This window comes from Mucilaginibacter sp. P1_A3 (assembly GCF_056406855.1).
Genome location: NZ_JBFTZJ010000003.1, coordinates 455353 through 471223 on the forward strand (window position 1 = coordinate 455353; position 15871 = coordinate 471223).

Here is a 15871-nt window from a genome sequence, read left to right on the forward strand (position 1 = left end):
TCAAGAGGGATATTTACAGGTAGTCTAACATTATGATGTTAATCTTGTTTTTATTTCAATAAATGAAATATTGTTTCAATAAATAAAATTGCTATTTTTGTATTATGGTTATCATTTCTAAGGCAGTCATCCGTGATTTTTCCGGGTTACATCCTGATTCAGAAACACCTTTGAGCGATTGGTATGAGTTGGCCAAAGAAGTAAACTGGAAAAATTTTAACGAAATGAGAAATACCTTTAACAGCGTAGATGCCGTGGGTAATGATAGATATGTATTTAATATAAAAGGCAATTCATACAGGTTGGTTGCACTAATCATATTCAAGGTACGAACTGTGTTTATACTTTTTATTGGTACCCATGCCGCATATGATAAAATAGATGCCGGTACTATAGCATTTAAAAAATAGGATGGATATGGAATACACAATCACTTCAGAAAAACATTATCATGAAACCATGATCATGATCTATGATCTGATGAGTAAAGGGGAGGCAAATCTGACTGGTGCTGATACGCAAGAGTTGGCAGCAATGACAGTTGCGACTGAAAAATTCGAGGATGAAGTATTGGGCTTGAAACCCACAAGGCAACCAGATTCCTTATCAGGTGTGATTGAATTGTTCATGTATGAAAATAAGATGTCGCAGGCAAAGCTGGCTGTTGAGTTAGGGATTAGCAAACCTAAGCTTTCACAAATTCTTACCGGTAAACGAAAGCCCGACGTATATTTTATAAAGGCAATATATAACAAACTCAAGCTCGATCCTAAGTTTATCTTAGATCATATTTAACTTCATGGTTCAGGTGCTCTAACGTACTCAAGCGGCCATAAACTGCGCAGTTTATACTTTATTAAGCTAGAGGCTCATTTTCGGGAAACGCTGATGGGAGAGGTAAATTATCGAAAGTTGTTTCACCTCATTTGCACAGAAAACTCTTACCACTCTTTTCGCTTTTTGTACTAATTTTACCCCCGCAAATTATCGCCGTATATGATCCAGGCTTTCCGCTCTTTTAATCCTTTGAATATTTTGTGGCTGGTTGTGGTGCTGTTTCTGTCGCGGCTGGGCTATTTGCTGCATGTGCCCGATAAGGTTGAATTTGTATTTGTTGAACCATTTGCGCGACTATTGGTGCCCGTGGCGTATGAGTACGCGTTTTCGGCGGGGGTAAATATATTCCTGGCTGCCGCCTTGGTGTTTATACAGGCTTTATTACTCAACTATTTAGTAAACCGCTATAATTTATTAGGTAAGCCCTCTTTTTTACCGGCGTTAATGTATGTAACACTATCAGGGTTGTTTTCGCCGTTTTTAATTTTGAGCGCTCCGCTCATCTGTAATTTTCTGTTGATCTGGATGCTTTTTAAACTAATGAGCTTGTATAAAGGCGACGATGCCAAATCAATATCGTATGATGTGGGTATGATAGTAGCATTGGGCTCGCTTCTTTATTTCCCCTTTATCTATTTGTTTTTGGCTATATGGATAGGACTTATTCTTTTTAAACCCTTTAACTGGCGCGAGTGGATATCAGGAGTTTTAGGTTACGGCACCATTTTTTTCTTTTTAGCGGTGTTTTACTTTTTGAATGACAGGATCTCCATTTTTTACAGAATCTGGCTTCCACTGGCAAAAAAGTTTCCGGATCATATCAGCATAAATTCTTTAAACTACCTGCTGCTGATACCGGTTATGCTCATATTAGTGCTCTGTGTTTTTAAATTGCAGCAAAATTTCTTTAAAAGTTACGTGCAGATCCGTAAATCTTTTCAGCTGTTATTTTTTATTTTTTTAATAACAGGCTTTTCATTTTATGTTAATTCATCTTTCCACCTTAACCATTTTTTATTGTGTATAGCGCCCGCTGCGGTGTTTTTTGCCTATTATTTTTTATACGCGAAAAAAAAATGGTTTTACGAAAGCCTGTTTTTATTGCTGCTAATCAGCATCATCTACTTCCAGTTTAACAAATTTTAACTTTTACATTCGTTCAAATTTCAGCGGTTATATTAGTTTTGTAACGCGAAACCATCATTAGCTGTAGTTTACATGAACGTAAAAGCAAATGATATTAAAAAATAGATGCCCTGTTGGGTGTCTTTTTAAAGGCAATTATTACACAATAAAACAATTCAAATGAAATTTGGCGTAGTTATATTTCCAGGCTCTAACTGTGATGAAGACATCATATACGTATTAGAAAAAATAATGGGCCAGCAGGTTGTAAGGTTATGGCATAAAGATCATGACCTGCAGGGTGTTGACTTTGTTGTTTTACCAGGTGGTTTTTCATTTGGCGATTATCTTCGTTCAGGTGCTATATCACGTTTTTCGCCAATTATGCAGGAGGTTATACAATTTGCTGCAAAAGGTGGTTATGTAATGGGTATTTGTAACGGCTTCCAGATATTGGCCGAAGCTGGTTTACTGGATGGGGCTCTGTTGCACAATACAAACCGTAAGTTTATTTGCCGCAATATTTATTTAAAGCCACAAACAACCAAATCATTACTTACAGCCGGTTTAGAGCAGGAGCAGGCCTATAAGATCCCTATTGCACATGGCGAGGGTAATTATTTTGCCGATGCCGATGTAATTAAAAGGCTTAATGATAATGAGCAGGTATTATTTAGATATTGTGATGAGTTTGGTAACATCATTGAAGATGCAAACCCTAACGGATCAATACAGAATATTGCTGGTGTTTGTAATGCAAGCCGTAATGTTTTTGGTTTAATGCCTCACCCGGAACGCGCTGCTGATAGTTTATTGGCAAACGAAGATGGGCTGGCAATATTTGAATCTATACTATCAATAGTAAGGGCCTGATGACCAACCTGGTTATCGATATTGGTAACACATTAACAAAGGTTGCGGTTTTTAAGCTTGATGAGCTGCTTATGGTTGAGCAGTTTGAACATGTTGATGCAGGCTGGCTTGATGAACTATTAAATAAGTATGAAGCTGACAGGGCAATAATTTCATCGGTAAAAAAGCGCGTTGAACCCTGGCAAGCCGGTTTAGAAAAAAAACTATCCCTGGTTTATTTTAATAATTTGATGACCAGTGGTATACAGAACCATTATTTAACTCCTGATACACTTGGTACCGATAGATTGGCAGCCGTAATAGGGGCCAGCTACATGTACCCGGGCAAAAATAGCCTGGTTATTGCGGGTGGTACATGTATAACATATGACTATGTTGACAGCAACCGCAATTATTTTGGAGGCAGTATATCACCGGGTTTAAATATGCGTTATAAGGCTGTTAATAATTATACAGCAGGTTTGCCATTAATAAATACCGATGCTGATTTTACCGCGGAGTACGGCAATAACACAGAAACCGCCATACGCTCGGGTGTACAAAACGGTATAAAATATGAGCTAACCGGGTTTATTGAAAGCTATAAAGCCAACAATCCCCAACTGAATATTGTACTGAGCGGGGGCGACAGTATTTTTTTTGATACGCTACTAAAAAATAGCATCTTTGCCCCCTATATAAAAATTGAACCTTATTTGGTTTTAAAAGGATTAAACGCAGCTATACAAAAGCATAATGATTAAATATACCAGGTTTTTTTTAACACTTTTATTTGCTGTTATTGCATTTGCAGCACATTCTCAATCTACCACAAGCTCTCCATATTCAAGGTTCGGTTTGGGCGATATCGACCCACAGTTAATGCCTCAAAATATAGGTATTGGCGGTATTGGTGTGGCAACAAACAGGATAAGTTTGTTTAATAATATAAACGTTATAAACCCTGCATCATACGGCGCCATCGGTATAACTGTTATTGATGTTGGTATTTACAGTAACTTTTCAACCTTAAACCAAACAGGGCAGGCCACCCAAAGCAATAAAAACTTTAGGCTTAGCCACATTGCTTTTGGTATACCGGTAACCAAAAAGTCGGCACTTAGCTTTGGTTTGCTGCCATATAGCGAGCGCGGTTATAACTATAAAAAATCTGTTAAAAATTTAGGCTCCTCTTCGCCTGTTGATACCAACGTAACCAATTATAACTACAGTGGTGATGGTGGTTTATCAAAAGCGTATTTGGGTTATGGTTTTGGTATAGGCAAGCATTTATTATTGGGTGGTAACGTATCTTATATATTTGGTAATATTAAGGATGTAAGCACAACCGAAATCCCTGGCCTGGCCGGTACGCTAAATTCAAAAATTGAACAAAGCAATGCTATCGGTGGTTTAAATTACGATTACGGTTTGCAATACTCGTTTGATTTTTCTGAAACCAAGCACCTTATCCTGGGCTATTCTGCCTCAGCAGGTACAAAGCTTAATTCGCAAACCAGCTACATTGTAAGCCAGTATACAAATGATGCAAGTGGCAACCCCAATATTGCGGTTGATAGTGTTGTAAACAGGCAAAATGCTAAAGGAAAGTTAAAACTTCCGCAGATAAACCGTTTTGGTATCTCGTTCCAAAACGATGGCAAGTTTTTGGTTGGCGCCGATTATTCAATGGGACAGTGGTCTGATCTGAGTATATCTAATGTAAACCAAGGCTTGGTAAACAGCCGCACTTTTAATGTAGGTGCGCAGTATACGCCAAACATTGCTACTATTCGTAATTACCTGGCTACGGTTGATTATCGTATAGGCGGTATTTACGATGAAACTTATATGACCGTTAATAATACCAGGATAAAAAAATACGCTATTACTGCAGGTTTAGGTTTGCCTTTGCGCCCAAGTAATGGTAGTTTTTATAAGATCAATATTTCGGCCGAGTTAGGTCAAAGGGGATCATTGGTAAACGGGCTTGTTAAAGAAAACTACATTAATCTGCACCTGGGCTTCACGCTTAACGACAGGTGGTTCACGAAATATAAATTTGATTAATAAACATATGCTTAGCGGGGTAAAACATATAAAGGGCTCGCACCTGCTGTTGTTGCCCCTGCTTGCCATTTTTATATCCTCATGTGTAAATGACCTGAATAAGGTTAAAGAAATAGCATCTACAGAGATGGGGGTGGTAGTATCACCCACAAAAGGTGTTGATTTGATCATGAGCGATTCTGCCCGGGTTCAACTGCACCTGATAACTCCATTGATGTTGCAGTATCAAACCAAAAAGCCTTATAAATTAATGCCACATGGCGTAAAGGTTATATTTTACGACAAGGAAACATTAAAGGAATCGGGTAATATTGTTGCCGATACGGGCATATCCCATGATGATCAAAAGCTGATTGAGTTTCATAAAAATGTAGTGGCCACCAATGCCAAGGGCGAAACTTATAAATCTGATGAATTGTACTGGGACCAGGCAACTAAGAAGGTGTATTCGCATAAGCCGGTTCAGGTAACTATGGCTGGCGGTAATGTAATGAACGGAGATAGTTTTGAGAGCGACGATAAATTTTTACATCCCACACTTAAAAGTAGTACGGGCATCTTTCACGTAGATGAAAAAGTGACACAATGATGTTGTTTTTTTTCAGGAAAATTTTGTGTTATAGAATTTTACTAAAAATTGTATCTTGCGCCCTCTTTAAAAAGAATATAATTAATTACAGAAATGGGTATAATGGGTTTCTTGCGCGAACGAATGGGGACAATTCTCGCATTCTTTATAGGGTTTGCGCTTCTTGCTTTTATTGTAAGCGAGGTTGTAAGATCAGGCGGTTCCTTTTTTAAGGACGATAATAATGAACTTGCCGTAGTAAACGGCGAAAAAGTTCCGTATGATGAGTTTAATAAAAAACTGGAGCAAAACACAAACCAGTTTAAACAACAGTCAGGGCAAAATATTTCTTCCCAGATCACCAGCTACATTCAGGAAACAACCTGGAATCAAGTATTGAGTGACCTGCTCTTTAAAAAAGAAGTTGAAAAATTAGGTTTAACTGTTGGCGATGACGAAAGCACTAACATGGTTAGCGGTAATACTCCCGACCCACAGATTGCCCGTCAGTTTGCCGATCAGCAAACCGGTGCGTTTGACAGGAATAAGCTGAACCAGTTCTTAGCTTACTTATCATCCTCAAAAGCAGATCCTGCTCAAAAACAAGCCTGGGCTGATTTCTTAAAGCAGTTAATTGTAGCTAAGCAGCAAATGAAATATGTAAACATTGTTACCAATGGTTTATATGTAAACTCATTGGAGGCTAATGATGATTACCTGGCAAAAAACAAACTGGTTAGCTTTAAATACGCAACCCTTGATTATGCATCTATTGCAGATTCAAAGGTTACTTTAAGTGATGCTGATTACAGTGCATATTATGATGCTCACAAAGCTGAATTTAAAAACCCACAGGAAGTAAGATCATTTGAATATGTAAGCTTTAACGCGGCACCTTCAAAAGAAGACAGCGCGGCTATCAAAACCGAGGTTAATAAATTGGTTGATAGCATTAAAGTAAGCAACAATGACTCGCTTTTTGTTCAGATCAATTCTGAAACAAAAAACCCGCTTGCCTTCCAAAAAAAGGGAACACTTGAGCCAAAGCTTGATACTTTAATGTTCAACGCGGCCAAAGGTTTTGTTTATGGCCCGTATGTATCAAATGGCAGCTATAAAATTGCTAAGCTAAGTGAGGTTAAAACTACTTTTGATTCTGTTAAAACAAGACATATATTAATTAACCCTGCCACTACAGGCGGTATTGAAAAAGCAATTGCCAAAGCCGATTCAATTAAAAAACTGATTCAGGGTGGTAAATCATTTGCCGAGTTGGCAACTACTTTTTCAACAGACAGAGGTAGCGCTGTAAAAGGTGGCGATATACCAGCATTTGACGTTAACGGTGCAATGGCTGGCCAGGGACAAATTACTCCCGAGTACACTAACGCTGCGTTTAAAGCTAATAAAGGCGACCTGATTGTAGTTACATCTCAGTTTGGTGTTCACCTTATCCAGGTAGAGGATCAAAAAGGCTCTATTAAAGTAGTTAAAGTTGCTATTGTTGATAAACCGATACAGGCAAGCAGCAAAACACAAACTGTAGCTTACAGCAAAGCGCAGGGATTTTTAGGAGCTTTAACAAAAGACAACTTTGAGGCAGAAGCTAAAAAGGAAGGTTTGAAAATTAACAATGCCGAAGATCTTAACGGTACAGCATCTGGCCTGCCAGGTTTGGATAATGCACGTGACGTTGTTAGATGGGCATTTAAAGCAGATAAAGGCGATTTAACTGAGAAAGTATTTACTGTAGGTGATCAATATATCATTTCTCGTTTAACTGAGATCAAACCAAAAGGTACGCTGACACTTGACGCTGTTAAAAAACAAATTGAACCAGCTGTACGTAACGAAGTAAAAGCTAAACAACTGGATGAGAAATTCCAGGCTGCTTTAAGCGGATCATCTTCGATAGATCAGGTAGCTCAAAAAGCTGGTACAAAAGCGGTTCCTGTACAAAACATTGTTTTTGCTAACCCGGTTATCCCAGGTCAAGCTGCAGAGTATAAGGTAATAGGTTCAATTTTTGGATCACAGCCAAATAAGCTTTCAAAACCGGTTAACGGTCAGCAAGGTGTATTTGTATATTTTGTTGATGGATTTACCAATCCTGCGCCGCTTACCAATAATGTAAGGCAGAAACAACAAATTGGCCAGGCGTTGGTACAACGTGCACAAGGCCAGGTATTGGATGCCTTGAAAGATAATGCTATTGTAAAAGATAACAGGGCTAAACTGTTATAATATAAATAAGCGTAATTTTGTATCCGGGAACAGCGTTTTATAACTGTTCCCGGATTTTTTTTGTTTACAGCTGTCTGAGAAGTAAAAGAAACCGTCATTGGAGGTATAAATCCGGTGTACGATAAAGGGCGAAAAGTTAAAGGTTTGTCATCCTGAGGAACGAAGGATCTATTAGCAGACTTTGCAGGGCGAAGGTGCATGGCGAATAACAGATCCTTCACTGCGTTCAGGATGACAAAAGTGTATTATTGTAAATTCGTTATTGCTTCGGGCCTCGTAATCACGGGGAATGATTTAGACAGCTTTTTGAATTTAGTGTTTAAGCTTTGAATTTTTAATATTATGGATATACAGGAAAATATAGTAAATAAGGTTGCACAAAGTGGTTTGGTTACTTTAGATCCTGCTGCTTTTTATCCGGCCGGCGAACGTGTTATTTATGATATTAAAGATAACCTGTTTCACGGGTTAATGCTGCGGGAAAAAGATCTGAGAGATTTTATAAAGGAGCATGACTTTACACAATACGAAGGCAAAAACGTAGGCATTACCTGCTCTGCTGATGCCATAGTGCCAACGTGGGCTTATATGCTGCTGGCAAACCGGATGGCCCCCTACGCCCGCGAGATAGTTTTTGGCGACATGGCTGTGTTGGAAACCGTGCTGTTTGAAAAGGAAATTGCCAAAGCCGACCTGGAGCAGTACAGTGGTCAGCGTGTTGTGTTAAAAGGTTGCGGCGATACCGCTGTGCCGGTTTCGGCCTATGTTGAATTAACAAAAAGGTTAACCCCAATAGTTAAAAGTATTATGTTTGGGGAGCCCTGTTCAACCGTGCCTATCTATAAGCGCAAGGATTAATGAAGTTATTTTTGATTAATAAGGTGAGCTATAGTTTAGTATTTGCATGCGTGCATAACAAAAATGGATTTAAACCATTTATATAAGTAGGTGTCATATCAGCATGCCGACTAAATCTGTTTTACAAAACAGCTTTATTAAAAAGCAAACTCTATTAATGAAAAAATACTTCTCCTGCTCGCTGTTATTGATATTATGCCACACTGTTGTGTTTTCTCAGGAGCTTAGCAAAATTAGCGAGCCCGTGTTTAAAATTGGCGAAAAGCTGAGTTATAAAATGCAATATGGCTTTTTTACCGCCGCTGCCGCCGATATCCGCGTGGAAGCAAGTGATAAAAAACTTCCCGGCCCGGCTTTTCACCTTATAGCCGAAGGTAAAACGGCAGGTACTTTTGATATCTTCTATAAAGTGCGCAATAAATATGAATCATATGTAGATCAAACTACCCTGCAGCCATATTTTTACACCGAGAACAGGCACGAAGGGAAATGGAAACATAGTGATAACGTAAGCTTTGATCAAAAGGATAGTAAAGTAACTGCCAATAAAGGTGTATTTCCGTTCATAGGAAAAACTTTTGATTTTGTATCGGCCTATTATTTTGCCCGTACTATTGATGTTTCAAAAGTAAAAATAGGCGAGACATTTGAAATGCAATACTTTTTGGAAGATGGTTTCTATACGCTAAGCGTTACCTATGTGGGTACCGAAACCGTGAAGTGCAGTATGGGTACATTTAACTGCCTGAAATTTAATCCAACAATTATTCCTGGCCGTATTTTCAGGAAAGATAGTAAGTTGTACCTTTGGATCACCAATGATGGCAACAGGATCCCTGTAAAGGCGCATGTTGAAGTCATTTTAGGTAGTATCACAATGGATCTGCAGTCGGCAAGCGGATTGAAGTATCCGTTAAATCCAATAAAGAAGTAAAATTAAATATGATTGAGGTAGGTAGTGTTTTAGTACACGAAGATGTTGTAAAGGAAAATTTTGTTTGCAATTTAAATAAATGCAAAGGTGCCTGTTGTCTGGAGGGCGATTCGGGTGCGCCATTAAATGCAGATGAACTTGATATTTTAAAAGAGATCTACCCTAAAGTAAAACCTTATCTTACCGCCAAGGGTATCAAAACTATCGAAGCTGTTGGAACCTATGTAACGGATTTTGAAGGCGATTATACTACTCCATGTGTGGATGTTAACAAAGAGTGTGCTTATGTTATCTGGGAAAATGGAGTTACTAAATGTGGTATAGAAAAAGCTTATGAGCAAGGTGCTATTACCTGGCAAAAGCCAATTTCCTGCCATTTATACCCTATCCGCATCACTGCATACCCCGAATTTGATGTGTTAAATTATGATCGATGGAGCATTTGCAGCCCTGCATGTTCTTTTGGCGACGAATTGAAAGTGCGTGTCCACGAGTTTTTGAAAGGCCCGCTGATTCGTAAGTATGGAGCTGAATGGTACCAGGAACTTGAGGACGAGGTGGCTGGAAGCTGAGGTCGTGCTTAATAACATCGTTTTATTATTTCAAAACAAAGTTCATTTCTGTTCCTTATGTTGAGGAGAATCTTGTCTGAATAAATTATTAGCCTGCATAAGTGTTTCGCTTTGTCCGATTTTACAATTAATTTGGATAATATTGTAATTTATAAGTATTTGTTAATTAATATTAATGAGAATAGCTTTAATAACAGGTATTACAGGACAGGATGGCGCTTATTTAGCCGAGTTTCTGCTAAAAAAAGGCTATGAAGTTCATGGTGTTAAAAGGCGCTCTTCCTTATTTAATACCGATAGGATTGACCATTTGTATCATGATCCGCATGAACCTAATGTAAAGTTTAAACTTCATTACGGCGATCTTACGGATTCAACCAATTTAATCAGGATAATACAGGAAGTACAGCCCGATGAGATTTATAACCTGGCAGCACAAAGCCACGTTAAGGTAAGTTTTGATACACCAGAGTATACCGCTAATGCTGATGGTATTGGTACCCTGCGTATTTTAGAAGCGGTAAGGTTATTGGGCCTTGTACAAAAAACACGTATATACCAGGCTTCAACATCTGAGCTATATGGCTTGGTGCAGGCGGTACCACAAAGTGAAACTACGCCATTTTATCCACGGTCGCCGTATGCGGTGGCTAAAATGTATGGATATTGGATTATTGTAAACTACAGGGAAGCTTATGGCATGTATGCCTGTAACGGCATTTTATTTAATCACGAAAGCCCTATACGCGGCGAAACGTTTGTTACCCGTAAAATTACACGTGCCACCTCAAAAATAGCTTTAGGCTTGCAGGATTGCCTTTATGTAGGTAATCTATCGGCCCAACGAGATTGGGGGCATGCAAAAGACTATATTGAAGCGATGTGGCTGATGCTGCAGCAAGATAAAGCCGAGGATTTTGTTATTGCTACCGGGGTTACCACTACTGTTCGCGATTTTATAAAAATGGCTTTTAATGAGCTTGGTATCGAAGTGGAGTTTAGCGGAAAAGATGCCTATGAACGCGGTGTGATCATTGATATTGACCAGGAAAAAGCTTCGGAGCTTGGACTTAACCTGGAAGCCTTAAAATTTGGACAAACGGTTGTAAAGGTAGATGCTAAATACTTTAGGCCTACAGAGGTCGATCTGTTAATTGGTGATGCTTCAAAAGCATTTGAAAAATTAGGGTGGAAACCTAAATATAACTTGCAGGCATTGGTTACTGATATGATGAAATCAGACCTGCATTTAATTAAAAAAGACGAATACTTAAAAAAAGGTGGGTTTACAACACTTAATTATTTTGAATAAGCAATAAAAKGATTTATAGCAATTCTACATATATGAAGAAAATTTTTACCAGCATTTTACTATTGGTTTTAACAGGTGGAATTGTGAAAGCTCAATCTGTTTATCAACCTTATTCATACCAGTTTTATCAAAAGCTAAACGAAGATGTTTACTCCACTAAAACCCGTTTCCATAGTTCTTTAAAGCCTTTTTTTGGTGATGATTCATTATTGAAACATCATTACGATTCACTAATGAACAGCATTGGAGATTTTAAAGGCAGATTTTTTAGTGAACACCAGGTTGATGTAAAGGGAAGTAACTCTACTTTTTACGCTGATTTGTTACCGGACTTTAATTTAAGCAGAGATTTTTCAGGCAAAAAGAATACCAGTTTCGGCTCATTAGGCTTGCAGGTAGGCGGTACCTTTGGCAACCAGTTTTCTTATAACGTGAGTGCTTATGAAAACAGGGCTCAATTACCAGAATACCTGGCAACGTATACCAACCAGGTGGGTATAGCGCGCGGGCAGGCTTATGGCAGTCTTTATGGCAGCGAGTACCGTTGGTCGTACATTACGGCATTGGTATCCTACACACCAAGCAAATATTTTAATATAACTGCGGGCCGTGATAAAACATTTATCGGCGATGGCTACCGGTCTGAACTTTTGTCTGATTATGCCTCTCCATATCCGTTTTTTAAAGTAACTGCTACGCTTGGGAACGTTAAATACATGGCTATGTGGGCATATATGGATGATCCGTTGTCGGCCCGTGTTGATAACAACGACAGAAAGAAATTTGCCGTGTTTCATTATTTAGACTGGAATGTAAGCAACCGTTTATCGTTCGGCTTTTTTGACTCTGTTATATGGGGCGCCAAGGATGATGCGGGGCATCAGCGTGGATTTGATTTTACCTATGTTAATCCCCTTATATTTTTAAGACCGGTTGAAGCATCAAATGGTTCGCCCGATAATGCTTTATTAGGTTTTACCGGTAAATACAAAATAAGCAATGGTGTTACAGCATATGCTCAATTTGCATTGGATGAATTTGAAAGTTCAAGCTTCTTTTCAAGTAACGGCAGCTCCAGGAACAAATATGGATGGCAAGTTGGTTTAAGAGGAGCAAACCTGTTTGCTGTGAAGGGACTTAACTACCTGTTAGAAACCAACAATGTTAAACCATATACCTATTCTGAACGTAGTTCGGTACAAAACTATACAGACAATGGTGAACCACTTGCTCACCCGTGGGGTGCCAACTTTCGTGAGGTGGTGGGCTTGTTAAATTACTCCTACAAAAGGTTTGACTTTTCTGGCGAAGCCGACTACGGCCACTATGGTTTAGATATTAACGGGCAGAACTATGGAAAAGACCTTTTTCAGCTTTATATTGATCCTTCCAGGCAAACAGGTAATTACACCGGCCAGGGTTTAACCACCAATATGGTTTTCCTGGAAGGTAAAATAGCCTATCTCCTCAATCCTAAATATAACCTGCGTATTGAACTTGGAGGTCTTTATCGTTCCGAAAAAAACAGCCAGTTCGATGATAAAACCGGTATGGTGACTTTAGGTATCCGCAGCTCATTCCGGAGCATATATAATGATTTGGCAAGTTATAAAACTCATTGATGTGTTTGCAATGAGATATAGAATTTAGCCCGGCACCCTTATGTAGTATTTAATACTTCATAAGGGTGCAAAAGTTTTGTAGGGTTCCCTATCAGTTTTTCAATATGTATAAAAAACCTTGTTGGAATACAAATATCTACAAATGCCTGGACTGATAATTCCTTACCACAAAGCTGATCAATCCCAAAACGGCATTCGAGCCTAATACAACAGCCATATAAACAACCTGGCTATCGTGAGTTACCGCGCCCAGGTAATCTGCAAAGGGAATCTTTTGTGTAAGCGTATAAGTAATCAAAAAGAACAATATCTCGAACAGCTTTTTTCCGCGGCTTACTATCCCAAGGCAAACGGCTAACAGAACAATAAATATAGCTCCGTTGATAATGTTGATGATGGAATAACCATCAAGGGCCAGGGCGTAACGCAGTATTAAAGGCAATGCCAGTACTATGGCCAATATTACACCCACCAGTATTTGGGCGGGCAGCATACGCTGCAAGGGCTTGTAGGATGCATAAGTAAAATAATGCAGCCTGTTGGTTTCTTCTTTAGTGGCCAACTCCGACCAGCGGGTTACTTGCAAAAACCACAAAACGGGCAGTAAATAGGAGTGGGCTACACCTATTGGTGCAAAAAGCATGCTTAGTGATACGCCGCCAATTACAAGCCAAAACCATTTGGAGCCTTTTCGTACCAGTAACAGCAATTCTGTTTTTATAAACGGAAGTATGCCATAATCGGTAACTAAAGGCGGCATAAGTGCGCGGCTAATACCTGTTGACGCAAATGCCGGAGTAATGTTTTGATGCTCACCAGTTGAAGCCTTTTTCTTTTTACCAGCCGATTGGTTAAAATCAAAGCGATGGAAGAAAGGCGACGACAGGTAAACCACGCCGAATGCAAAAAATATCCATAGCAAACGGCTAAACAAGAACAAGCTGGTTATGGTTATCCCATTCCATTCAAAAATTTGAAATGCTCGTTTTCGGGCAAAGGTAAAGCCCAGGTTAACCGCAGTGATATGTTCATGAAACTGGGTGTTAACCTGGTTTTTGATACTGTTTGTCATGGTACGTACCCCAAAAGGATCTATTAAAACAGCCAGCGTTTCGTTTTTCTGTCCGTTAACATTAGCCATCAATATCCCGAAAAAGAAAAAGAACACAATGTATTGTAATATACTCCGTTTGCCCAAAAATACTTCGGCAATAACAGCAAGGGCCGATATTGCAAACATAGCGGGCACCACAAATAGCAGGTACGGGATTAAAAAGTTGCCGATGATAAATGGCGAGCCACTGGTGCGTACAAAAAACATGATGATACTTACCACAAAAGTGCAACCCGCAATGGTTAGTAATACCAGTAAATTGCTGAACATCTTGCTGATTAAATATCCAAAATTGGTTATAGGCGTGGTAGCTATTATTAGTCCTACTTCGGTTTCAATATCTTTTTTTATGCCACCATTCACCAAAAAAAAGCCATATAGGGAAAGCATAATGGCAGTCATCATTCCGGAAACATAACCCACCCAGGCTGAGTTGTAAACTCCCTTATAGCCTACTATGTTTAGTGTGGTGTAAGATGCTGTAGGAGGAGGTACAAAAGAATAGGCCGCGTAAAAAGTAATAGCCAGGGTGATTAAAAAAGCATAGCTGCGTGTGCGCTGCAGGTAATCGGCCTTTATAATGCTATATATGTATCTCACTTTTTTAGATGTTATTTTGTGTTAAAAATAAATAAGCATCCTCTAAAGTGGCGTTTGCTAAAGTGGCGGCAGGTTCCGGTTCATTTGTTTTAGAAATAAAACGAACTTTTGTTTGCTCTTTTTGCCTGCTGGTATCGATAACCTGGTGCTTGCTTTTTATAGCTGCCAGGGCATTATTATCCACCACTACTTCAAAAACCTTTCCTTCAACCAGTTTAATGATATCTGGCTGGGCGGCTTTATTAAGTAATGTGCCGTTTTTCATAATAGCAACTTCATCGGCGATGGTTTCAATGTCTGATACGATGTGGGAAGAAAGGATAATGATGCAATCATCAGCCAGATCAGATATCAACTGGCGAAACCTTACCCGTTCCTCGGGATCAAGGCCAACAGTAGGCTCATCAAAAATTAAAACTTTTGGATCATTCAGCAGGGCCTGGGCAATGCCTATGCGTTGTTTCATCCCGCCCGAGTAAGTGCCTATCGGTCGTTTGGCATCTGCCGTTAAATTAACGCCCTCCAGTAGCATATCTATCCGCTTGCGCAAATCTTTGCCTCCCACACCTTTCATGGCGGCTATGTATGCTAAAAACTCGTGGGCGTTAAGGTTTGGGTAAACACCAAAATCCTGTGGCAAATAGCCTAATATCTTGCGGATACTATCCGGATGGGCAACAATATCTTCACCATTTAAAAATAGGGTACCGGTGGTGGGCTTACTAATGGTTGCAATAATTTTCATCAGGGTTGATTTTCCTGCTCCGTTTGGGCCAAGTAAGCCCAATACCCCTTTTTCAATGGTAATGGAATAATCGCTAAGCCCGGTTTTATGTTTATTATACTGTTTGGTGAGATTCTTTATGACTAAGGACATGGGGTGTTTTTATACCCTGTAAGATGCTTATTAAAGATTTAAGTTACAGGTAAAGCGGCAAATTTAATCAAGCTATTAGAAGTTTGTGTGGGGGCATAGGTATTTGGAAGATAATAAAAGGCGGGGGCAATGTGCAATTCCTTCCTCGGGGGGAGGCGAGGTAGGGGTTAAATCAGGTGTTCAAGTACTGCTGCGGACGGCATGTTGGCGAAACCCCTCCCTGCCTCTGCGCACATTCCAGCCGCACCCCTCCCGTTGGGGAGGGAATAAAAAAAAGGCAACAAAT

Annotated in this window: 15 protein-coding genes; 13 read left to right on the top strand and 2 right to left on the bottom strand. The window is 39.4% G+C overall.

The window, feature by feature from the left end:
- Positions 1–104 precede the first annotated feature (104 nt).
- The 13 genes from AC1D0K_RS08570 to AC1D0K_RS08630 all read left to right on the top strand — a co-directional run bounded on the left by AC1D0K_RS08570 (position 105) and on the right by AC1D0K_RS08630 (position 12994).
- The gene (locus AC1D0K_RS08570) at positions 105–410 is read left to right on the top strand and encodes a type II toxin-antitoxin system HigB family toxin (protein WP_477391713.1); all 306 of its coding nucleotides are present in this window, start codon (positions 105–107) and stop codon (positions 408–410) included.
- 7 nt (positions 411–417) lie between these two features.
- On the top strand, positions 418–795 hold the full coding sequence (locus AC1D0K_RS08575; RefSeq protein WP_477391712.1) for a helix-turn-helix domain-containing protein: 378 nt from the start codon (positions 418–420) through the stop codon (positions 793–795).
- Positions 796–996: 201 nt separating this feature from the next.
- The gene (locus AC1D0K_RS08580; RefSeq protein ID WP_477441621.1) at positions 997–1983 is read left to right on the top strand and encodes a DUF6427 family protein; all 987 of its coding nucleotides are present in this window, start codon (positions 997–999) and stop codon (positions 1981–1983) included.
- A 159-nt stretch (positions 1984–2142) separates the two neighbouring features.
- Entirely contained in the window at positions 2143–2835 is a 693-nt protein-coding gene (gene purQ / locus AC1D0K_RS08585; protein ID WP_295721286.1) for a phosphoribosylformylglycinamidine synthase subunit PurQ, read from the top strand.
- Positions 2835–3578, top strand: a complete 744-nt coding sequence (locus AC1D0K_RS08590) for a type III pantothenate kinase (protein WP_477391710.1) — start codon at positions 2835–2837, stop codon at positions 3576–3578. Before purQ ends, AC1D0K_RS08590 begins: the two co-directional genes overlap by 1 nt.
- A complete protein-coding gene (bamG, locus tag AC1D0K_RS08595) occupies positions 3571–4884 on the top strand; it encodes a BamG family beta-barrel-assembly machinery protein (protein ID WP_477391709.1) in 1314 nt (437 codons plus the stop codon). The genes AC1D0K_RS08590 and bamG overlap by 8 nt, the downstream gene beginning before the upstream one ends.
- Before the next feature lie 7 nt (positions 4885–4891).
- Positions 4892–5473: an LPS export ABC transporter periplasmic protein LptC gene (gene lptC, locus AC1D0K_RS08600; protein WP_477441619.1), complete on the top strand. Its 582-nt coding sequence runs from the start codon at positions 4892–4894 to the stop codon at positions 5471–5473.
- Positions 5474–5575: 102 nt separating this feature from the next.
- A complete protein-coding gene (locus tag AC1D0K_RS08605; RefSeq protein WP_477463037.1) occupies positions 5576–7696 on the top strand; it encodes a SurA N-terminal domain-containing protein in 2121 nt (706 codons plus the stop codon).
- Between the two features lie 342 nt (positions 7697–8038).
- A complete protein-coding gene (locus tag AC1D0K_RS08610; RefSeq protein ID WP_295721296.1) occupies positions 8039–8554 on the top strand; it encodes a DUF2480 family protein in 516 nt (171 codons plus the stop codon).
- 157 nt (positions 8555–8711) lie between these two features.
- The gene (locus AC1D0K_RS08615; RefSeq protein ID WP_477391706.1) at positions 8712–9488 is read left to right on the top strand and encodes a DUF3108 domain-containing protein; all 777 of its coding nucleotides are present in this window, start codon (positions 8712–8714) and stop codon (positions 9486–9488) included.
- A gap of 8 nt (positions 9489–9496) precedes the next feature.
- Positions 9497–10060 carry a DUF3109 family protein gene (locus tag AC1D0K_RS08620; RefSeq protein ID WP_295721300.1) on the top strand — a complete coding sequence of 188 codons (564 nt, stop codon included), beginning with the start codon at positions 9497–9499 and terminating at the stop codon, positions 10058–10060.
- Between the two features lie 175 nt (positions 10061–10235).
- Positions 10236–11372, top strand: coding sequence for a GDP-mannose 4,6-dehydratase (gene gmd / locus AC1D0K_RS08625; RefSeq protein WP_477391705.1), 1137 nt, complete (start codon positions 10236–10238; stop codon positions 11370–11372).
- 32 nt (positions 11373–11404) lie between these two features.
- Positions 11405–12994, top strand: coding sequence for a gliding motility protein RemB (locus tag AC1D0K_RS08630; protein WP_477391704.1), 1590 nt, complete (start codon positions 11405–11407; stop codon positions 12992–12994).
- A gap of 136 nt (positions 12995–13130) precedes the next feature.
- Here AC1D0K_RS08630 and AC1D0K_RS08635 read toward each other — a convergent pair whose 3' ends face one another.
- Both AC1D0K_RS08635 and AC1D0K_RS08640 read right to left on the bottom strand, forming a co-directional pair.
- On the bottom strand, positions 13131–14708 hold the full coding sequence (locus AC1D0K_RS08635; RefSeq protein ID WP_477391703.1) for a hypothetical protein: 1578 nt from the start codon (positions 14706–14708) through the stop codon (positions 13131–13133).
- Between the two features lie 4 nt (positions 14709–14712).
- Positions 14713–15585 (bottom strand): ABC transporter ATP-binding protein, encoded by an 873-nt coding sequence (locus AC1D0K_RS08640; protein ID WP_477391702.1) that lies wholly within the window; start codon positions 15583–15585, stop codon positions 14713–14715.
- Positions 15586–15871: the final 286 nt, after the last annotated feature.